Source organism: Collinsella aerofaciens (assembly GCF_018785245.1).
GTDB classification, from domain to species: Bacteria; Actinomycetota; Coriobacteriia; order Coriobacteriales; family Coriobacteriaceae; genus Collinsella; species Collinsella aerofaciens_AD.
The window spans coordinates 1-20,453 of sequence record NZ_WQPL01000059.1; the positions used below are offsets into that span (position 1 = coordinate 1).

Annotated in this window: 14 protein-coding genes, 1 tRNA gene and 1 pseudogene; 11 read left to right on the forward strand and 5 right to left on the reverse strand. The window is 60.0% G+C overall.

The window, feature by feature from the left end:
• Positions 1–509, reverse strand: a 509-nt coding sequence (locus tag GPK39_RS08855; protein ID WP_215675100.1) for an IS110 family transposase, incomplete at its 3' end; no start/stop codon positions are given.
• 146 nt (positions 510–655) lie between these two features.
• Between GPK39_RS08855 and GPK39_RS08860 the strand changes: the two genes are divergently transcribed.
• From GPK39_RS08860 to GPK39_RS08880, 5 genes and pseudogenes are all read left to right on the forward strand, one after another.
• Positions 656–1,138 (forward strand): PTS sugar transporter subunit IIB, encoded by a 483-nt coding sequence (locus GPK39_RS08860; protein WP_338404411.1) that lies wholly within the window; start codon positions 656–658, stop codon positions 1,136–1,138.
• 194 nt (positions 1,139–1,332) lie between these two features.
• On the forward strand, positions 1,333–2,367 hold the full coding sequence (locus GPK39_RS08865) for an SIS domain-containing protein (RefSeq protein ID WP_022094037.1): 1,035 nt from the start codon (positions 1,333–1,335) through the stop codon (positions 2,365–2,367).
• An 81-nt stretch (positions 2,368–2,448) separates the two neighbouring features.
• A complete protein-coding gene (locus GPK39_RS08870) occupies positions 2,449–3,222 on the forward strand; it encodes a PTS mannose/fructose/sorbose/N-acetylgalactosamine transporter subunit IIC (RefSeq protein ID WP_215675102.1) in 774 nt (257 codons plus the stop codon).
• A 98-nt stretch (positions 3,223–3,320) separates the two neighbouring features.
• Positions 3,321–4,070, forward strand: a pseudogene (locus tag GPK39_RS08875) (PTS system mannose/fructose/sorbose family transporter subunit IID); the annotation flags it as partial.
• Between the two features lie 430 nt (positions 4,071–4,500).
• Positions 4,501–5,967 carry an ATP-binding protein gene (locus GPK39_RS08880; protein WP_215675104.1) on the forward strand — a complete coding sequence of 489 codons (1,467 nt, stop codon included), beginning with the start codon at positions 4,501–4,503 and terminating at the stop codon, positions 5,965–5,967.
• A 100-nt stretch (positions 5,968–6,067) separates the two neighbouring features.
• Here the strand turns inward: GPK39_RS08880 and GPK39_RS08885 are convergent, their stop codons facing one another.
• A complete protein-coding gene (locus GPK39_RS08885; protein WP_055309616.1) occupies positions 6,068–6,559 on the reverse strand; it encodes a hypothetical protein in 492 nt (163 codons plus the stop codon).
• Between the two features lie 215 nt (positions 6,560–6,774).
• On the opposite strand from GPK39_RS08885, the gene GPK39_RS08890 reads away from it, so the two are divergent.
• Entirely contained in the window at positions 6,775–7,857 is a 1,083-nt protein-coding gene (locus GPK39_RS08890; RefSeq protein ID WP_215675106.1) for an HNH endonuclease, read from the forward strand.
• Positions 7,858–8,301: 444 nt separating this feature from the next.
• On the opposite strand, the gene GPK39_RS08895 is transcribed toward GPK39_RS08890, so the two are convergent.
• Positions 8,302–8,988, reverse strand: coding sequence for a DUF5710 domain-containing protein (locus GPK39_RS08895; RefSeq protein ID WP_215675108.1), 687 nt, complete (start codon positions 8,986–8,988; stop codon positions 8,302–8,304).
• Positions 8,989–9,214: 226 nt separating this feature from the next.
• Positions 9,215–9,289: transfer RNA gene (locus GPK39_RS08900), tRNA-Val, on the reverse strand.
• A gap of 289 nt (positions 9,290–9,578) precedes the next feature.
• Here GPK39_RS08900 and GPK39_RS08905 point away from each other — a divergent pair.
• The 3 genes from GPK39_RS08905 (at position 9,579) to glmM (ending at position 14,478) form a co-directional block, all read left to right on the forward strand.
• Positions 9,579–10,601 carry a DMT family transporter gene (locus GPK39_RS08905; protein ID WP_215675110.1) on the forward strand — a complete coding sequence of 341 codons (1,023 nt, stop codon included), beginning with the start codon at positions 9,579–9,581 and terminating at the stop codon, positions 10,599–10,601.
• Positions 10,602–10,750: 149 nt separating this feature from the next.
• Positions 10,751–13,063, forward strand: coding sequence for a DUF4012 domain-containing protein (locus tag GPK39_RS08910; RefSeq protein ID WP_215675112.1), 2,313 nt, complete (start codon positions 10,751–10,753; stop codon positions 13,061–13,063).
• A gap of 83 nt (positions 13,064–13,146) precedes the next feature.
• Positions 13,147–14,478, forward strand: coding sequence for a phosphoglucosamine mutase (gene glmM / locus GPK39_RS08915; RefSeq protein ID WP_215675114.1), 1,332 nt, complete (start codon positions 13,147–13,149; stop codon positions 14,476–14,478).
• Positions 14,479–14,744: 266 nt separating this feature from the next.
• Here glmM and GPK39_RS08920 read toward each other — a convergent pair whose 3' ends face one another.
• Positions 14,745–16,319, reverse strand: a complete 1,575-nt coding sequence (locus GPK39_RS08920; RefSeq protein ID WP_215675116.1) for a carboxypeptidase M32 — start codon at positions 16,317–16,319, stop codon at positions 14,745–14,747.
• Positions 16,320–16,823: 504 nt separating this feature from the next.
• Between GPK39_RS08920 and pheS the strand changes: the two genes are divergently transcribed.
• Both pheS and pheT read left to right on the forward strand, forming a co-directional pair.
• Positions 16,824–17,900, forward strand: a complete 1,077-nt coding sequence (gene pheS, locus GPK39_RS08925) for a phenylalanine--tRNA ligase subunit alpha (protein ID WP_215675118.1) — start codon at positions 16,824–16,826, stop codon at positions 17,898–17,900.
• A gap of 63 nt (positions 17,901–17,963) precedes the next feature.
• Complete coding sequence (gene pheT / locus GPK39_RS08930; protein WP_215675120.1) at positions 17,964–20,417, forward strand: phenylalanine--tRNA ligase subunit beta; 2,454 nt, start codon at positions 17,964–17,966, stop codon at positions 20,415–20,417.
• Positions 20,418–20,453 lie beyond the last annotated feature (36 nt).

A 20,453-nucleotide genomic window follows, 5' to 3' on the forward strand; every position in this document is an offset into this window, starting at 1 on the left:
CGCGTCCAGGATCCCTTCCTCGTCCCGTCGGCGTTGCGCTCGTCCCAGACGTGGCCCAGCCTGATCAGGAACATGTTGAGTCGCTGCCTGGCGCGGCGGTACTCCGCCGTGGCGTCGTCGAGGGCGCGGTCGAGGTCCCGGGCGGCCTCGACGGCCGCATCGGGCAGCGGGACCTCCACGATGTTGTGGGTGGCGAGCATGCGGGCGATGAACTCGGCGTCGCGCCGGTCGTTCTTGCGGCGCGCGTCCGCCGCCGGCCTCTGCATCTTGGAGACGGCGGCCACGGCGCAGTCGAGGCCGAGCGCGCGCAGCTCGCGCGCCATGTGGAAGCCGGTGGGGCCGCTCTCGTAGCAGGCCCTGGGCTCCTCGAACCCGAGGGCCCACTCCGCGATCTCGGCGGCGTCCGTCCCGAAGTCGCGGTGCACCACCTCGCCGGTGAAGGGGTTGAACGCCGCGGCGGCGACCGATCGCGCGTGGACGTCCAGGCCGATGGAGGTAACATGGGGCATGGGAAGCCTCCTCCCCGCAGGTGCGGTAAGGGCTACCGCACGGGCCGATACTCAAAGCCCATTGTGGCATCCCGAGCCCGCGGAAAGAAGCTGCGCCGCGGGGGAGGCGACCCAAATGGCTTTCTCATATCGTCTTACGTGCGGAGATGATTACGATGATTAAGCTTACGAGAGTTGATTACCGATTGATTCACGGCCAGGTCGCCATGTCTTGGACACATGCGCTGGATGTCGATTGCATCCTGTGTGCCAGCGACGCCGTGGCAAAAGACGACATGAGAAAAGCCGCATTGAGGCTAGCTCGTCCCAACGGCGTGAAGCTCGTCATAAAAGACGTAAACGCGGCCATCGAGGCGCTCAACAGCGGCGTTACCGACAAGTACTCGCTGTTTATCATTGTTGAGACGATTGAAGATGCCTATCGCCTTGCTAAGGGTTGCAAAGACATCAAGGAGATCAATCTGGGCGGAACTCGAAAGTCTCCCGAGACCACGCTTCATCCGACCCCCGCGATCTTTGCGACCGAAACCGATGCCGAGCATATCCAAGAGCTTGTGAACGATGGCGTGGTTATCGAAATCCGTCAGGTTCCCAATGACTCAAAGGTACTTGCCAAGGACGTTTTCTAGCTGGAAACATGCCATTGTCTAGCATTTATTAACCAGGTCCTCCTTTCTTTAGCCCGCCGATCATTTGACCGGCGGGCTTTTTATTAAAGAAAAATCAAAAAAATCTGAAATAGTTCTTGCATAGTTAGTTATATAAAGTATTATAACGTCATGGGATGAATGAAGGGTTCATCCAAGTGAGTTAGGAGTAAGGGATGTTCAATTTCGATGAGCCTCGTTACGAGAAGGTTGTGAGCGATGCCCTCGCTCTCCGTCCTCAGATTGAGGCTGCCGTGGACAAGGTCTGCGAGCAGGGTTATTCCAACATCTTCTTCATCGGCTGCGGCGGCACCTGGGCCCACACGCTCCCGATGAAGTATTGGGTCGAGACCACCACGGCCGACGTCGACGTCCACTGCGAGATTGCCGCTGAGTTCCTCGCATGCCCGCCCAAGACCTTCAACAAGGACTCGGTCTGCGTCTTCTCCACCCGTACCGGCACCACCCCCGAGATCATCGAGGCCGCCAAGTTCTGCCAGGAGCAGGGTGCCCGCACGCTGATGTATGTCTCCAACGACAACACCCCGGCCACCGAGTACGCCGATTACAAGTTCTTCAGCTTCGCCGAGGACGACGTTCTGTGCGAGGCCATCTACACCTACCAGATCACGCTGGTCGCCCGCTTCCTCAAGAACGCCGGCGCCTTCCCCAAGTACGACACCTTCATGGAGGAGTTCGGCAACATCGCCCCGTACCTCATCAAGGCCAAGGACGCCCAGGACGAGCGCTGCGCCGCCATGGCCGAGGACTTCAAGGACACCGACTACCACATGGTGATCGGCTCCGGCATGCTCTGGGGTGAGGCCTACGACTACGCCATGTGCATCCTCGAGGAGATGCAGTGGATCAAGACCAAGTCCATCCACGCCGCCGAGTTCTTCCACGGCACCATCGAGCTGTGCGAGGAGGGCACGAGCCTCATCATGCTCTACGGCGAGGACGACACCCGCAAGCTCATGGACCGCGTGGACAACTTCACCCACATGCTCGCCGACGAGAAGGGCGTCCATGTCCGCGTGAACAAGTTCGACACCGCCGAGGTCGAGCTGCCGTTCAGCGACCCCGAGTTCCGCAAGATCGTCTCCCCGATGGTCACCTACACCATCACCGAGCGTCTGAGCTGCCATCTCGAGCACGTCCGTAACCACCCGCTCACCACGCGTCGTTACTATCACCAGATGAACTACTAATCCTCTCAAATTGCTGCGGTTGTCTGCAGGCGAGCTGCGCAGAACGCCTCGCCTGCAGACCTGTTTCTGGGGTTGATCGAAATGGTTGTCCAGTATCTTTTAATTGCACTGGTCGCATTTATTGCGTCCATGGACGAGCAATTATTTGGCATTACGATGCTTGGTCGTCCGCTGTTTACGAGCCTGTTTGTCGGCTTGATCCTTGGCGATGTCCAGCAGGGCGTTATCGTCGGCGCTGCTTTGGAGTCCATGTTCATGGGCGCCATCATGGTCGGCGCGGCGGTTCCTCCCGAGGTCTATGCCTCCGGCGTGCTTGGCTGCGCGTTTGCCGTCATTACGGGTACGGGCACGGCAACTGCCGTCGCGCTCGCCCTTCCCGTCTCCGTCTTCCTTCAGGTGTGGCGCAACTTCTGCTACGCCGTTCCGGGTGCCTTTGCCTGCAAGAAGATTGAGACTGCTCTGGCAAATCGCGATCTTGCAAAGGCGAACCTGTACCATCTGACCGTCGTGCCGCTGTCGATTGGCATTCCGTCTGCACTGCTGGTGTTTTGCTCGCTGTTCTTTGGTGCCGACCTCATCAACAATGCGCTCAACGCGATTCCGCAGTTTGTGATGGACGGCCTCAACGTTGCTTCCGGCGTCATGGTCTGCATCGGCTTCGCACTTCTTATTAGGACCATGGGCGATAACAAGCTGCTTCCTTGGCTGTTCTTGGGATTCATTATGGTCATCTACCTCAAGATGGACGTTATCGGCGTCGCCGCAGCTGCCATTTGCGTCGCACTGCTCCTGGCCTTCCGCGAGGGCTCGTCCGGTCCGCAGACGGTTGCTGCAGATGAAGAGGAGGACTTCTAATGGCTACCCAGAACACCGACCTCAAAGAGGCCAAGAAGGACGCGATTATGAGCCCCGATATGTATCGGAGCATGTTCCTTCGCTAGTTTACGAGCCAGTGCTCGCAGTCGTACGACAAGATGATGGCAATGGGCTTCATGTACACCATTCAGAAGCCCCTGCGAAAGATCTATCCCAACGACGACGATTACTATGCGGCGCTCGATCGCCATACCGAGTTCTTTAACATCACGCCTCATGTGCTTCCGTTTGTAGCCGGCCTAACGGTTTCGATGGAAGAGCAGGCGGCTGCCGATAAGAACTTCGACACGTCCTCGATTAACGCCATGAAGGTCGGCCTCATGGGACCGCTTTCCGGCATTGGCGATTCGTTCTACTGGGGTACGTTCCGCGTGGTCGCCGCCGGCATTGGTATTGGCATCGCTTCGACGGGCAACCCGCTCGGCCCCATCGTGTACGCGCTCATCTACTCCGTGATTAACTTTGCAACGCGTATCGTCGCAGCCCATCTGGGTTACGACCTGGGAACCAAGTTCCTGCAGCAGTCCGAAGAGAACAACCTTATGTCTCGCATGACGCATGCTGCCGGTGTCCTCGGAATGACCGTTATCGGCGCCATGATTGCGGCACAGGTCTCACTGTCCACTGCTTTGACCTTTGACGTGGGTGGTTCGGAGATTGTCCTGCAGGATCTGTTCGATTCGATCTTCCCCGGTCTGTTGCCCTTGCTGGCAACCTTTGCCTGCGTCGCCCTGTACAAAAAGGGCGTCAAGACCATTTGGATTATTATTGGCATCTTCGCGATCTGCATCATCGGAACGGGCTTGGGAGTGTTCGCGGCGGCGTAATGTTGACTGCTATGCTCGCGCGTTGGATAACTAACTGACCGTTTGAAAACGGGGCTCGGCGTAAGGCCGGCCCCGTTTTTTGTTTGAGGGATTTTCCGACCGTCCAAAAATCTGCGCCCGTCCGTCACTCACGTATCTCTCATCTCTCATTTGTCACTAATACGAGAGATAACCGAAAGACGAGAGATAAAAATGAGAGATAACTGATTAGCAAAGAGACAAGCAATCATGCTATTGTCTCAATACTGATTATTCTACCAGTAAAAACATGTTTAAATGAAACAGATGGCAGACATCTTATCTTTCATCTCTCACTTATCTCTAATATGAGAGATAGCAGAAAGACGAGAGATAATTACGAGAGATAACTGAGAGACGAAGGAAATCTATTCGCGGCATTCTCCGCCGGGCCGAGCGAAAGGACATGCAGATGAACGAAAACGAGCTGACCGGTCTGCTCGAGTCTTTAAGGCGCATGGGCTCGGACGATCTTAACGTCGAGGTCAAGGAGAGTGCCACGACGCTTTCCCGCGACGTATGGGAAACGGTTAGCGCATTCGTGAATACCGCTGGCGGAATTATCGTGCTCGGCGTGAGCGAGCGCGCGGGCTTTGTCCCGGTTGAGAACTTTGAGACCGAGAAGGTGCTCAACCAATTCGTAGCGGGCATGGGTGATGCCGGCGGGCGCGGAAAACTGGCCAATCCGCCCAAATACACCATTGAACGCGTGGAGCTCCAGGGCACCGTGGTTCTGGTCATCACGATTGAGGAGCTCGACCCGTCGAGCAAGCCTTGTTATGTCATAGAGCGGGGCGCTCAAGGCGGCAGCTACAAACGCATCGATGATAAAGATGTTCCGCTCTCGTCGACCGAGGTCCTGTCCTTGTCATCGTATGAGCGGACGAGCCCCAGTGATCGCGATGCAGTGCCCGGCGCGGTCGCAGGCGATCTTGACGAGGCCCTGGTCGACCGCACGATAGAGCGTGCTTTCTCACTGACACCTCGTGCGATGCGCGGCGCGCCGGACAAGAAAACGAAGCTGGAGCGCCTGAATTTCCTCGACTCCCAGGGCAATGTCACTAAGGCCGGACTCCTGGCCGCGGGTGCCTATCCCCAGCAGTTCTATCCCAAGCTCTTTATCGATGTGGCGGTCTATGCCGGAACGCAGAAGGGCGCGGCGGGGTCGTTGAGGTTCATGGACCGTACGATCTGCGAGGGAACGTTGGGCGAAATGATCTCGGATGCCGTCGCGGCAATCGCCAAGAATTTGCGACGAACCTCGATGATTAAAGGCGTCTCGCGTGTCGACTCGCTGGAGATTCCCGAGGAGGTCCTGCGCGAGGCAATTGCCAACGCCGTAATCCACCGAGAATACGGAGACCGGTTCTGTGGGCAGTCGATCGCTGTTGACGTCTTTGATGACCGTATCGAAGTGACGAACCCCGGCGGCCTATACGGAGGAAAGACTCGCGAGAACCTGTTTGACGGCAGCTCCCGATGTCGCAATGCGACGCTTGTGAAACTGATGTCGATTGTTCCGCTGCCGGATGGTGCAGGTTCGCCGGCTGAGGGCAATGGCTCAGGCATCCCGATGATGATCGATGCCATGCGCGCGCATGGTCTCGCCGAGCCCCTGTTCTGCCCGGGGTTCGATCAGTTCAAGGTCGTACTTTACCGTTCAAAGATCGAGCCGGTCGATCATGGCGGGGGCTTAATTGTGACGGCACTCAAACGCTACGGCGAGCTGGGGACGCGTGAGCTGGCAGAGCGCACGGGGCTCACAATTTCCCGGGTTAGGTCGCGCGTCAACGCGCTCATTGCTCAAGGCGAGCTTGAGCCCACGGCGCCGGCGACGAGCCGCAACCGCAAGTATCGACTGTTGGAGCGCGTGGAATAAATGCTTTAGCGGACGAGGCGACCCAATAATCGACCCTCGATTGGCGCCCACTAAGGTTAAGCGGTTGTTGTCCAGTTGACGGTGATGCTAAAGACTCGGCTTACGCCGGCATGGCCGCGAACCCGTCCATCAAGAACAGCCTAAGAACCAGCTTGATGACATATCCCGGTTTGACTTCAGCCGCGTCAAAGACATGGCGCTCGGCGAGCTCGCTGCAGTATGTATAGATGTCGCGGATAAGGTCCGCGCCCGAAAGCGTAAACATGTAGCCTGCGTCCGAAAGCGCATTGGGCGCGGCGGGCAACTTGGCCATGTGGCAGAACGTTTGCAGGTCGGGCGCCATAACATTCTGGTAGTCGAGGTGGCCGCTGGCATCCTGTGCGGCAAGCTCCAATTGGCGCACAAAATCCAGCGCCGCTGCCAGCACAAAGCTCGGCGTAGGCGCGTTGACGTCCTGAGTGGTCGCCACGAGCCTGCCCGCCGCCTGCGTGACAAGCCAAGCGACCTCGCGCTGGCAACGCACGGCCTTGCGCGTAACCGGCTTGATGGACGAAGAAGAAACGCTCCCCTTAGGCGGATTCGAAGCAGCCATAAGACCCTCCCATGAACAATCCGGCCCAACAAGCCCGGATGAAACACGTGCTACATCAGTATACAGGGAAGTGGGGCAGCGGGGTACAAACGCGCCAGCGGCAAACCGAGAGCATCAACGATGTGCCGATCGCGGAATGAGATCTCGTAATAATTGACTCTCGGCCATATTATTGAGTGGCATGACTCGCGTTCGTATGGTTGTAGGTGCTGGCGATGAACGACATTGACCTTGCTGTTCCGTTGATGGATGGACCAAGCTATGACCGCGCCTGCAGTCTCGTGCCTTCCGAATACGTTGAGGCATGGGAGTGGTTTCTGGGTGAGGAACAGCGCGGCGGCGTTTGGACCAGCCTTCCGCACCACACCAAGGAAGATAGCCCTCAGTATCAGTATCGTTTGAGAATTGGCTCGGACTTCTTTCCCGTAACGCGGGATTCAGGGATCTTCTGGCCGGGCCAGGATCGGGTGAAGCAAGATCCCAATAAGATCTTTGCGCTTTCGGTCCATAACTCTAAAAAGAGCTTCTACACCGATGTACCTCCGCTCTATTTGGACGATGGTACGTGGGTCATTAAGTATTCGGTCCAAGCGCCAGGCGCCGTTGGTTCTCGAGACCAGAATTACAACCGTAAAATGCTCAACTGCATGGAATGTGGCGTTCCAGTCGGAGTCATATTTGCAACCGAGGTGGGCTACAAGGTGCTCGGCCTTGCGTTTGTTGAACGGTTCGAGCCCGAAAACGGATGGTTTGTTCTGCACGGTCCTGTTCATAAAGGCGGACCGGACCCCCGTTTTGCGCCCGACATGAGCTATCTGAAGCACATGCCCGTCGATATTGAGTTTGCCGGACAGGTTACGACCGACGACGAAAAGGTCCGCTATGCGTTAAGGCGCGAGCGATTGGGGCAGCAATGGTTCCGCAAGCAGCTCGTTGCCGCCTATGATGGCCGTTGCGCGGTGTCGGACTGCGGCGTCAGCGAAGCTCTGGAGGCTGCACATATCGAGAATTACTCGGGACCCAAATCGCAGGTTGCCAGCAACGGCATTCTGCTTCGGCGCGACTTACATGCTTTATTCGATGCTCATCTGATTTCGTTTGAGCCTGTTTGCGGCGAATATCGGCTGTGCGGATCGTACCTGCTGGATAAGACCGGCTACGCTTCCTTTGCGGGTGCGACGCTAAGGCAGCCGAATGAGCGTCAGTGGCGACCCAATACGGTGTTTCTTGAGGCCCATCGCATTGAGTTCGATCGCTCGGAAAAGAAGCGTGAAAAGGCGGGGCTTCTGCCGTATTAGCGTATTTGGCTTTGGCATTCTTTGACGATCGTGTTGTTTGATCGGATCGCGTGGCGATGCAATCTCGCGCATGCCCGCCGGTGCATGCTCTTCCTGTTTTGTATAGCGAGAGGGGAGCGTGTATGAGCTGGCGAGGCGATATTGCGATGGGGAAGTACGGAAAACTGCCGTGTGCCCTTATAGACAACAATATGTTTCCGAGCGTAGAGGTTGATTGCGGGTCGTTTGTCGTCACCTGCCCTTGCTGCGGCTCGCAAATACCGTGTCTCGACATTCGGTTCATCGATGCGCGCGACAGGTTCAGCGACGAAGTGAGAAAACAGACAGGCGTTCATATGCCGGTGTATCCGGAGAAATGCCCTGTTTGTGGCCTCGATATCGTGTATGACGCCGGCGACGAGGGATAGGTGATGCGGAGGAGTTGGCTGTGAGTGCCTTTTGCCTCTACAAATAAATCCCCTCACCGAGTTGCTTGTGGAACTCGGCGTGATGGTCGCGTGCCCAGGTAAAGAGCGCCTGGTCAAAGTCGGTACGCGTGGCCGGGACGCCAAAGACGCCGGCAACTTCGACGCGTATAAACTCCAGTGCCGGCAGCTTGTTGATGGCAGTGAGGGCAAACGGGGACGAGGGCTCCTCGAACAGATAGCGGCTGCCTTGCAGCGCGTCGCAACTGGTGCACGTGTTGCCGAGCGACGGGGCTTTGGAGGCTCGCGCGCCTACGGGCTTGTAGCCGCAGCGCTTATGAAGGTAGTCGCGGATCTCGCCCGGCACGCAGCCAAGAGCGGGCACGATGGCGAGTGCGTTGGCGTTGGCCGTGTCGATGGCAATGTGCCCGGATTCGTTGGGCGCGTGCGCGATGGCGACGCTCTCGTCGTTATCGGTTCGATAGGGAATGCCGAAGGCCGCGACCGAGGTCTCTTTGTGACACTTCCAGCACTCGCGCTTGCCCAGTACTAGATATATATACGGCGCTGAGGGGTCGGATCGGTCAACACCGGGCAGCCACTCGGTAAAGGGCTCGGGGTTGACGCCGCTGGGTACATACCAGACCTTCTTGGTCCGGTCCCATTTGGCGCCCAGCGCCTTGGCTTCTTCTTTGTGCGAAAAGGGGACATCGAGCTCGGTGCGCATGGCGGCTCCTTGGTGCTGCAGGTGCAAGTGGCCCAAGGATACCGCAGGGCGCAGACATCGCGGCGTTTTGCTGAGAAGTTGCGGTGCGGACTGATTGGTTATGCCGATGGATAGATCGGCAAGTAGATGGTCGGATTTTGGCTAGTTGGGCGGTTGGAGCTGCCGGCGGATTTGGCGGCATAAAACAAAACAGCCCAGATGACATAGCCTCTGAGCTGCGAACATTTGGTGGGCGTTAGAAGATTTGAACTTCTGACCTCTTCCGTGTCAGGGAAGCGCTCTCCCCCTGAGCTAAACGCCCGATCAAGGGTGCGCAAGCGCGCAAGGGATAATATAACGGAGCCTGAACTCGGTGGCAAGAACATTTTTAAAAATCGCTTACATTGTGGAATTCGGGGGCTTTGCCGTATCCATTTCAAAAGAGCCTGCTGCTGCGATTTGGCTGTCGCATAATGCAAGGCCATTGCGGTATCGAGCTATGGAAAGACGCCTGCGGAATTGTCCTACCGATAAGCGGACAAGCCTCCAGCTGGTGACTTCGCCGTGGTAAGGTAAGCCGAATTGTTTCCAGGCTGTTTCGGGGGAGTGGAATGAGCAAAGAGTGTGTCGAGCAGGTCGAAGGCGCAGGGGCTTCGGTGCCGATGACCGATATATCGAACATTGATGTGCCCGAGGGCACCGACGAGCTCAGCCGCAACACCCGTCGCGCATGGCGCGACCGCCTGAACAGCGCTTCGACGCGCAAGATGATCACGGGCGTCTTGGCTACGCTGGTGGGCGGTTCGTTTTGGGGCTTCTCGGGCACCAGCGCGAGTTTTTTGTTCGATACCTACCATGTCGATACGCTGTGGCTTATGAGCGTGCGTCAGATTCTCGCCGGCCTGCTCTTTATGGCTGTGGTTGTCACGCGCGACCGCGCACGCCTGGTCAAGCTTTGGACCACACCCGCCGATCGTAAGCAGCTGCTGCTCTTTACCGCCTTTGGCCTGCTGTTCAACCAGTTTTGCTATCTTTCGGCCGTGCGCCTGACGAACGCCGGAACCGCGACGGTGCTCCAGTGCCTGCAGCTCGTTATCATCATGGGCTACACCTGCGTGATCGATCGCCGCATGCCGCGTACTCGCGAAGTCATCGGCATTGGCCTGGCTCTGGGTGGAACCTTTTTAATCGCCACCGGCGGCGACCCCACCAGCCTGAATATCTCGCCGCTTGGCCTGGCAGCAGGTCTTATGTGTGCGGCCAGCGCCGCGTGTATGGCGGTGATTCCCGCCAAGATCCTGCCCGAATACGGCAGCCCCATCGTCACGGGCTCGGCAATGCTCACGGCGGGCGTGATCTCATGTGTCTTCGTGCAGCCCTGGGCGCATGTGCCGGCACTCGACGCTGCCGGCGTCGAGGCGCTCGCGGTGTTCGTGGTTATCGGCTCGTTTTTTGCTTACATGCTCTATATGCAGGGCGTTAAGGACATCGGCTCGGTGCGTGCGAGTCTCATCGGAACCGTGGAGCCCGTCTCGGCGACCATCACCAGCGCCGTTATGCTGGGCACGGTGTTTTTGCCGACCGACCTTATCGGCTTTGCCATGATCATCGTGATGATGTTCCTCACGGTGTAGCTGGCGCCGCTGCCAAGACGGAAAAGGTGTTGTGCCGCATTTTCGCCAATTGATGTCCGTGTCTGGAGTTTAGCTGTCGATGCTCAAAATGCCATAAACTAATAACGTTATGGACTTTTTCATTGCGACTCAATTGCGAGGATTTCTTTATGGCTGGTAATCACTTTAAGGGCAGCGATAGCGGCCGTCCTGCAGTTCCGCCGCGTCCGAACGGGGCTGGTAAGGCCGGCACGCCGGGCGGGGCTGGACAGGGCGGTTCCGGTAAGCGCGTGTCCCCGGGCGAGACGGCGATGTTTACCGCTCTGTACGAGCAGTCTCAAAAGGCAAAAAAGACCGGCCGTGCAAGAGGAAATGTCTTTGCGGACGGTGTAACCTCCACGTCGCAGCCGAGCGGGGCTCCTTCGGTACCCGCGAACAACGCGGGTGCTGCCAACGCCGCGAATGGCGCCGGCAACGTTAATGCCGGCAAGGCCGCCAACAATACTCCCTCTGCCGGTGGCGCGGGGCTTACGGGTAACCTTGGCACGATTTACACCGGCGCCTCCGAGACTGGCACGTTCGCCCGCCTGGATGATAGCGGTGCCGAGTTTGCGGGCTCGGGTTCCAAGGAAGATTATTACGATTTTGGTTTGAACTACGGTAGCGACGCTTCGTCGAGTTCGACCTCTGACGGTCTGGTCCGTCATCGCCATCGCAAGGGCGAGCGCAAAAAGCGTCACACTGGCGCCATTATTGCCGCTGTAGTCGCGGTGCTTCTCGTTGTGCTTGGCGCAAGCGGCTTTATGCTGCTTAACTCGGCAAAGACCGTAAAGAGCGAAGCGAAGGAGGCTGTCGAGATCGTCGGTGGCCTTAAGGACAAGGTCACGTCGGGCGATTTTTCGACGCTGCCCGACGATGCGAAGAAGATCGATGAGCTCTGTAACAGCATGAAGGCGGAGACCTCGAGCCCGCTGTGGGCGGCGGCTTCGTTTATCCCGGTGTATGGCAGCGATATCAATGCGGCCCGCACCATGATTGACGCCCTGTCCGATGTCTCGAGCAATGCGCTGGTTCCCATGGCCGATAACCTTTCGCAGGCTACGCCCGGCAAGCTGTTCCAGGACGGCATGATTAACGTGTCCGCGCTGCAGGCGGTCGCCGATTCGCTTTCCAGCAGCTCGAAGGTGTTCAAGAGCGCCAACGAGAAGGTCCAGGGCATTGGCGATACTCATATTTCCCAGGTGACCGAGCTGGTCGATAAGGCCAAGGACGGCTTTGCCACCCTCAACGGCGCGGTTGACGCGGCGGAGAAGGTCGCCCCCGTCCTTCCCCAGATGCTCGGCGCCAACGGCCAGACGCGCAACTACCTTATGTACGCCATGAACAACGTCGAGATTCGTGCTTGCGGCGGCTTTGGCGGTTCGCAGGGCCTGATTTCGGTCACTGACGGCCAGATGTCGATTGGCGAGTTTGTTCCCCGCATTGGACTCAGCGAGGATGAGGCAGTCGAGAGCGTCGACGAAGAGGATGAGGCGCTGTTCGGCAACCACAGTAACCTGTACAACTCGGGCAATACCTATTCGCCTGATTGGCCCCGCAACTCGCAGCGTGTCGCCGCGCTGTGGAAGTCCCAGTATGGACAGGACGTTGATGGCGTCATCGGTATCGACCCGGTGTTCCTGCAGTATCTGCTGGGCCTGGTCGGTAACGTGTCACTGCCCGACGGAACGGTTGTCGACGGCACTAACGCCGCAAAGGTCCTCATGCACGATGTGTACTGGAACTATCCGGTCGAGGAGTCGGACGGAATCTTTGCATCCGTCGCCAGCGCAGCCTTCGACAAGATTCTTGGCGGTATCGGCGATGTCGATGTTACGAAGCTTGTCAGCGCCGTTGAGCGCGGTGCCGAAGAGGGCCGCCTGATCGCGTGGATGAGAAACGATGATGAGCAGAATGCCATCAAAGAGACAGGCATTGACGCTTCGCTGCCCGATCCGGATGATCCGAGTGCCGATCCTGTTGCCGGCGTTTACTTTAACAACCTGAGCTTCTCCAAGCTCGACTGGTATCTGAACGCCGACACTCAGATTGGTCAGGGCATCAAGAACGGTGACGGCACGTGCTCCTATCGCATCACCGTTACCCTGACGAACATCATGACGCAGGAGGAGGCTGGCAAGCTGCCCGACTACGTTGCGGCGAGCGCACCCGATGCCGCGCGTGACGACGAGCGTCTGAATGTCTCGTTGTTTGCCCCGACGGGCGGCAACATTACTGATCTGACCGTCGAGGGCACCCAGTTTGGTCTTGGCGCCGCTACGTGGCATGGAATCCCCTTCTATTCGGGTACCGTTGACCTGCATGCTGGCGAGACGACGACGATCACGTATACGCTGACCACGTCGGCCGAGGCGGGGGACAAGCCGCTTACGCTGCGTCAGACTCCTACATGCCAGGCGGCTCGCGACAGCGCGTCGGCGTAGGGTTTTTCTGGTAGCGCAGATAATCGAGTACCATTTTGGGGCGGACAGGCAATCTGTTCGCCCCTATTTTGTAAGGAGAGCGCATGAAGTACTTTGGCACCGACGGCTTTCGCGGTGAGGCCAACGTTGGGCTGACGGTAGAGCATGCTTATAAGATTGGCCGTTTTGTGGGCTGGTATTACGGTGTCAACCGCAGTGCTAAGGCGCGCGTCATCGTGGGCAAGGACACGCGTCGCTCGAGCTATATGTTCGAGGCGGCGCTGGTGAGCGGCCTGGTCGCGAGCGGTGCGGACGCCTATATACTGCACGTGATCCCGACGCCGGGCGTGGCACATCAGACCGTGGAGGGCTGCTTCGATTGCGGCATCATGATCAGTGCGAGCCACAACCCGTTTTGCGATAACGGCATTAAGCTCGTCAACAGCGACGGCTTTAAGATGGACGAGGACGTGCTGGAGCTCATCGAGGACTACATCGATGGCAAGAGCGAGGTACCGCTGGCAACGGGCAACCATATCGGCGCCACGGTCGATTACATGCAGGGCCGCAACCGCTATATTGCCTCGCTCATCGCCAGCGCGAACTTTTCGCTGCAGGGCGTCAAGATCGGTATCGACTGCGCCAACGGCTCGGCATCCTCGGTGGCCAAGCCGGTGTTCGACGCACTGGGCGCCGACGTGCGCGTGATCAACGCCGCGCCCGATGGCTTTAACATCAACGTCGACTGCGGCTCCACGCATATGGAGCGCCTGCAGCGCCATGTGGTGGAGCAGGGCCTGGACGTGGGCTTTGCCTATGACGGCGATGCCGATCGCTGCCTGGCCGTGGACGAGCGCGGTCGCGTGGTAGACGGCGATCAGATCCTGTACGTGTGCGGCGTGTATCTGAACAAGCACGGGCGACTCTCGGGCGGTACCGTGGTGCCGACGATTGCCAGCAACTTTGGCCTGGTCAAGTCGTTGGAGCTTGCCGGTCTGAGCGCCGTGACCAGCGGTGTGGGCGACCGTCACGTGTATGCCAAGATGCGCGAGGGCGGCTACAGCCTGGGTGGCGAGCAGACGGGCCATACGATCTTTGGCGATATCGAGCGCACGGGCGACGGCATTATGACCTCGCTGCGCGTGATGGAAGTGATTCGTGCCGAGCGTGAGACGCTCTCGCAGCTCACGGCTCCGTGCAAGCTGCTGCCGCAGGCGCAGGTGGCCGTGCACGTGGCGGACAAGGACGCCGCGCTCGAGAACATGGGCGTGCAGAACGCCATCGCCGAGGCCGAGGCGTCGCTGGCGGGCGAGGGCCGCGTGCTCGTACGCAAGAGCGGAACCGAGTCGGTTATCCGCGTGCTGGCCGAGGCGCCCGACCAAGCATCCGCCGATGCCGCCATGAAGCGCATCGCCAACGCGCTCGAGGCTTTATAGTTACGCGGTTTTACCAAACCGCGTAACTGCTCGACGCTGCAAACGGCCCCAAGCGGCAATCTGACGTTCAATTTCAAGGGTGCGACCAGAAGGTCAGCGCCCTTTCATTTCACGTCACCTTGCTCGCTTGGGGCCGTTTTCGCTGACATTGCCAAGTCATTAGCGTCAACGAACTAGTCATTGGGTACCTAGTTATTGGGCGAAAAAAGGGGACGCTGCGGATTGGTTCCGCGGCGTCCCCTTTGCGTTGGCGTGTCGGTTATGCCTTACAGCTCGTAGAGCGTGGTGAACTTGTCCTGCAGGTAGCTGCAGTAGTAGCGGGCATCGAACGCCATGCCGCACGCGCCCTTGATGAGCTCCGGCGCGTCCTTGGCGCGGCCCCACTGCCAAATGTGCTCGCCCAGCCAGGCGCGGACGGGTGTCAGGTCGCCGCTCGCGCAGGCGCCGGTAAGGTCGACGCCGTCGCGGCACATGGCCGGCACAAACATGGCGTCGTAGGCGCTGCCCAGCGCATACGTGGGGAAGTAGCCAAACGAGCCGCCACTCCAGTGCGTATCCTGTAGGCAGCCGTGCGTGTCGTCGGGAACGGGAATGCCCAGGTACTCATCCATGAAGCGGTTCCAAAGCGCGGGGATGTCCTTGGCCGTGGCCTCGCCGGCAAACAGCATGCGCTCGATCTCGTAGCGCACCATAACGTGCAGCGGATAGGTGAGCTCGTCGGCCTCGGTGCGGATCAGCGAAGGCTGCGCGATGTTCACGGCGTGGTAGAGCGTGTCCTCGTCGACGTCGCCGTAGACCTCGGGTGCGTGGCGGCGCAGCACCTCGAGCAGCGGTCCCATAAAGGCACGGCTGCGGCCCACGGTGTTCTCGAAAAAGCGGCTCTGGCTCTCGTGGATGCCCATGGAGGTGCCGCCCTCCAGGCAGGTGCGCGCATAGGCGGGGTTCACGCCCAGCTCGTACATGGCGTGTCCCGCCTCGTGGATGATGCTGTAGACGTTGGAGATGCAATCGTCCTCGTAGATGTGTGTCGCGATGCGCGCGTCACCCACGGCAAAGCCCTCGCTAAACGGGTGCTCGGTAAAGGCAAGCGTGGTGTCGTCCAGGTCCAGGCCGACGAGCTTCATAAGGTCAAAGCTCATGGCGCGCTGGGCGGCCTCGGGCACGCGGGCGTGCAAAAAGTCGGCATCGGGCTGCTGGCCGCGCTCGCCGATGGCGTGCACGAGCGGCACGACCGTGGCCTTAACCTCGTCGCAAAACGCATCGAAGCTCTCGGTGGAAAGGCCGCGCTCGTACTGGTCGAGCCACACGTCGTATGGGTCGCGCTTGGGGTCCATGAGCTCGGCCTGATGCTTAAGTTGGGCGACGATCCTATCCACATAGGGCTCAAAGCTCGCCCAGTCGTTGGCCGCTTTGGCCTTGTGCCACACGGCGTCGGCCTCGCAGGTGAGCCTGGTCCAGGCCTCGGCCTCCTCGGTGGGGATGACGCTTGCCTCGCGCTGGTCGCGGCCGAGCACGCGAATCTCGTCAAGCAGCTGCGGGTCGTCGATCTTTCCGCCGGTGACGGTCTCGCGTGCCAGCGAACGTACAAGTTCGACAGACTTTTCGCTGGTCAGGAGCTTATGGTGCTCGCCGGCAAGGGTGCCCATGGCGTCGGCACGGGCGGCGGCACCGTTGGCGGGAGCAATGGTCGCGCCGTCAAACTCGGCAATCTTGAGCAGGTACTCGCGGGTCCACAGTTTGCCTTCGAGCTTGCGGAATTTTTTGACGGCCTTATCGACCTTCATGCCTTTGGGCGTCTTGCCCGCTGCGGGCTTGGCCTTCTTATCGTGCTTCTTTTCCATACCATATCCTTGATCTCGCGAGCCGAACGCCACGGCTGGGCGCACGGCCAGTTTGCACAGCTACCTGCCTTGTACCCAGCACGAACAAAACGGAACGCGGCGATACGCCCACACAATGTGTTATCCTATAGCCCAATGCGTTGACGGAGAGGGTTTGCCCGCCGCGTCGCCGGCAAGAGAGGGAAGGTCATGGGCTGCAAGCCTTCCTGCGGTGGCAAGGGCCAAGCGTTCACTCCCGAGCAGCGACCTCAACGGGCGCGCGGCCGGTGGCGGCGATGTCCCCAGTAGGGAAGCCGTGAGCCTCGCGACAAGGGGCAAAGAGTGGGCACGGCGGGCCAGACATCCGCCGGGTCAAACAAGGTGGTACCGCGGAATTCAACCGTCCTTGGGCAATGCAAATGCCCGAGGACGGTTTTTTGTTACCGAACCGGGCCGCGTTTTCGCAACGTCAGACGGCGGCAGCCGCCTCGGCAAGCGGGGAGCGCGAGAGACGAAAGGGAAGACATGAGTCTGATTGATGATCTGGTCAAACTCGAGGAAGAGGCCAAGGAGCTCGTCGCGGGCGCCGACGACGCCGCCAAGCTCGAGGCTGCGCGCGTTGAGCTGCTCGGCCGCAAGGGCCGTATCACCGGCCTGATGCGCATGATGGGCAAGCTCGCTCCCGAGGATCGTCCCATGATGGGCAAACGCGCCAACGAGATGCGCCAGCTGATCGAGGGCATGCTCGACGAGCGCACCACCGAGATGAAGGCCGCCGCCCTCAAGCACGCACTCGAGCACGAGGCCGTCGACATCACGCTGCCGGGCATCCGTCCGCAGATCGGTCACCAGCACCTGATCAAGCAGATCATCGAGGAGGCCGAGGAGATCTTCTGCGGCATCGGCTACACCGTCGAGTCCGGCCCCATGGTCGATACCTCCTACTACAACTTCACCGCGCTCAACGCGCCCATGGATCACCCGAGCCGCTCGGCTCGCGACACGTTCTATGTGGTCGACAACAACCCCGGCAGCGTCGCGCATCCCGAGGCTCACGCTCACGGCGAGTCCGACGTGCTGCTGCGCACCCAGACCTCGGGCGTGCAGATCCACACCATGGAGTCGCAGAAGCCTCCCATCTACATGATCTGCCCGGGCACCGTCTACCGTCCCGACACGGCCGACGCCTGCCACCTGCCGCAGTTCAACCAGATCGAGGGCCTGGTCGTCGACGAGGGTATCACCTTTGGCGATCTTAAGGGCACGCTCGACTACTTTGTTAAGTGCATGTTTGGCGAGGATCGCAAGACGCGCTATCGCCCGCACTTCTTCCCCTTCACCGAGCCTTCCTGCGAGGTGGACGTGAGCTGCCACGTGTGCGGCGGCAAGGGCTGCAACTTCTGCAAGCACAGCGGCTGGATCGAGATCCTGGGCTGCGGCATGGTCGACCCCAACGTCCTGATCAACTGCGGCATCGACCCCGAGAAGTACACCGGCTTCGCCTTTGGTATTGGCGCCGAGCGCGTCGCGGCACTGCGCTACGATCTGCCCGACCTGCGCACGTTGATGACTGGTGACATGAGGTTCTTGAACCAGTTCTAGAACGCTTTCTTCTTAGTTGCAGTTTCCGGCTCAAAGCCGCATTTATGAAAGGAGACCAGTTAGATGCGCGTTTCTTACGACTGGCTCAAGACCATGATCGATATTCCGGAGGATCCCAAGACCCTTTCGGACGAATACATCCGTACCGGCACCGAGGTCGAGGCGATCGACACCGTGGGCGAGTCCTTCGGCCACGTGGTGACTGCCAAGGTTCTTACCAAGACCCCGCACCCCGATAGCGACCATATGTATGTGTGCTCGGTCGACGTGGGCGACAAGAATCTCGACGCCGACGGCAACCCCGCCCCGCTGCAGATCGTCTGCGGCGCGCAGAACTTCGAGGCTGGCGACCACATCGTCACGGCAATGATCGGCGCTGTGCTTCCCGGCGACGTCAAGATCAAGAAGAGCAAGCTTCGCGGCGTCGTGTCCATGGGCATGAACTGCTCTGCGCGCGAGCTCGGTCTGGGCGGCGACCACTCCGGCATTATGATCCTGCCCGAGGATACGCCCTGCGGCATGCCGTTTGCCGAGTATGTGGGCTCGAGCGACACCGTGCTCGACTGCGAGATCACGCCCAACCGCCCCGACTGCCTGTCCATGATCGGCATGGCCCGCGAGACCGGTGCCATCTTCGATCGCGATTTCCACGTTGAGCTGCCCGCCATCAAGGCCGAGACCGGCCGCGCGACTGACGACGAGCTTTCGGTCGAGATTGCCGACGAAGGCCTGTGCGACCGCTACGTCGCCCGCATCGTGCGCAACGTGAAGGTCGGCCCGTCGCCCGACTGGATGGTCAAGCGCCTCAACGCCCTGGGCGTGCGCCCGCACAACAACATCGTCGACATCACCAACTATGTGATGATGCTCACCGGTCAGCCGCTGCACGCCTTTGACCTGTCTACCTTTGCCGAGCGCGATGGTCATCGCCGCGTGGTGGTTCGCGCCGCCCAGCAGGACGAGAAGTTCACGACCCTTGACGGCGAGGAGCGCACGCTCGACGCCGGCATGGGCCTTATCACCGACGGCGAGCGTCCCGTGGCGTTGGCCGGCGTTATGGGCGGCATGGATTCCGAGATCGAGGACGACACCGTCGACGTGATGGTCGAGAGCGCCTGCTTCAACGCCGGTCGCACCTCGCACACCAGCCGCGACCTGTCGCTGATCTCCGACGCCTCCATTCGCTTTGAGCGCCAGGTCGACGAGACCGGCTGCGTGGATGTCGCCAACGTTACCTGCGCGCTCATCGAGCAGATCGCCGGCGGCGAGGTCGCCCCCGGCTATGTGGACGTGTTCCCCGCGCCCAAGACCATCGACAGCATCAAGCTGCGCTTGGCCCGCGTGCACGCCATCTGCGGCGCCGACATCGAGCCCGACTTTATCGAGCGCTCGCTCACCCGCCTGGGCTGCACCGTCGAGCGCGACGGCGAGGACTTTATGGTCACCCCGCCGAGCTTCCGTCCCGACCTGCCGCGCGAGATTGACCTGATCGAGGAGGTCCTGCGCCTGTGGGGCATGGGTCGCGTCACGGCGACCATCCCGGCTGCCAAGAACCACATCGGCGGTCTGACGCGCGAGCAGAAGCTTACCCGCAAGGTCGGCGAGATCCTGCGCGCCTGTGGCCTCAACGAGACCACGACCTTTGGCTTTGCCGCCCCGGGCGACCTGGAGAAGATCGGCATGTCCACCGAGGGCCGCGGCTGCCCCGTGGTGCTCATGAACCCGCTGGTGGCCGAGCAGACCGAGATGCGCCGCTCGCTGCTGCCGGGCCTGCTGCAGTCTGTGGCCTATAACGAGGCCCACGGCACGCCCAACGTGCACCTGTACGAGGTCGGCAGCCTGTTCCACGGCCGCGAGAACGCCAGCCTACCCAAGGAGACCAAGTCCGTGGCGGGTGTGCTCTCGGGCCAGTGGAGCGAGCAGTCTTGGAGCATGAAGTACCGTAAGCTGCGTTTCTTCTTTGGCAAGGGCATCGTCGAGGAGCTGCTCGCCCAGCTGCGCATCGAGAAGGTTCGCTTCCGTCCCGTCGAGGGCGAGGGCTATGCCTTCCTGCAGCCGGGTCGCGCCGCCGAGGTCCTGTCCGGCGGCACCGTGCTGGGCTGGGTCGGCGAGATTCACCCCGAGGCGCGCGAGGCGATGGGCATCGATGAGGTCGTCGTTGCCTTTGAGCTCGATCTGGACAAGCTGATCAAGGGCGCTCGCAACCAGGAGAACTACCGCGAGTTCTCGCAGTATCCGGCTGTTGAGCACGACCTGGCTATCGTGGTCGATAACTCCGTGACCTGCGAGGATCTTGAGCGCCGCATTACCAGCGCCGGTGGCAAGCTGCTCGAGGGCGTGCGCCTGTTCGACGTCTACCGCGACCCGGTCCGCGTGGGCGTGGGCAAGAAGTCCATGGCCTTTGCGCTTACGTATCGCTCCGACGACCACACACTCACCAGCGAAGAGGTCGAAAAAGCACACCAGAAGATCGTCACCAAGGTGTGCAAGGGCGTAAACGGCGAGGTCCGCGGGTAGGTCCTGCACTGGGATATGGGTCGGCGGTGGCTGCCG

What these genes read in the sequence shown, in the direction of transcription:
- GPK39_RS08860 (WP_338404411.1), top strand. Translation starts at nt 656, where the DNA reads ATGATTACGATGATTAAGCTTACGAGAGTTGATTACCGATTGATTCAC.
- GPK39_RS08865 (WP_022094037.1), top strand. Translation starts at nt 1,333, where the DNA reads ATGTTCAATTTCGATGAGCCTCGTTACGAGAAGGTTGTGAGCGATGCC.
- GPK39_RS08870 (WP_215675102.1), top strand. Translation starts at nt 2,449, where the DNA reads ATGGTTGTCCAGTATCTTTTAATTGCACTGGTCGCATTTATTGCGTCC.
- GPK39_RS08880 (WP_215675104.1), top strand. Translation starts at nt 4,501, where the DNA reads ATGAACGAAAACGAGCTGACCGGTCTGCTCGAGTCTTTAAGGCGCATG.
- GPK39_RS08885 (WP_055309616.1), bottom strand. Translation starts at nt 6,559, where the DNA reads ATGGCTGCTTCGAATCCGCCTAAGGGGAGCGTTTCTTCTTCGTCCATC.
- GPK39_RS08890 (WP_215675106.1), top strand. Translation starts at nt 6,775, where the DNA reads ATGAACGACATTGACCTTGCTGTTCCGTTGATGGATGGACCAAGCTAT.
- GPK39_RS08895 (WP_215675108.1), bottom strand. Translation starts at nt 8,988, where the DNA reads ATGCGCACCGAGCTCGATGTCCCCTTTTCGCACAAAGAAGAAGCCAAG.
- GPK39_RS08905 (WP_215675110.1), top strand. Translation starts at nt 9,579, where the DNA reads ATGAGCAAAGAGTGTGTCGAGCAGGTCGAAGGCGCAGGGGCTTCGGTG.
- GPK39_RS08910 (WP_215675112.1), top strand. Translation starts at nt 10,751, where the DNA reads ATGGCTGGTAATCACTTTAAGGGCAGCGATAGCGGCCGTCCTGCAGTT.
- glmM (WP_215675114.1), top strand. Translation starts at nt 13,147, where the DNA reads ATGAAGTACTTTGGCACCGACGGCTTTCGCGGTGAGGCCAACGTTGGG.
- GPK39_RS08920 (WP_215675116.1), bottom strand. Translation starts at nt 16,319, where the DNA reads ATGGAAAAGAAGCACGATAAGAAGGCCAAGCCCGCAGCGGGCAAGACG.
- pheS (WP_215675118.1), top strand. Translation starts at nt 16,824, where the DNA reads ATGAGTCTGATTGATGATCTGGTCAAACTCGAGGAAGAGGCCAAGGAG.
- pheT (WP_215675120.1), top strand. Translation starts at nt 17,964, where the DNA reads ATGCGCGTTTCTTACGACTGGCTCAAGACCATGATCGATATTCCGGAG.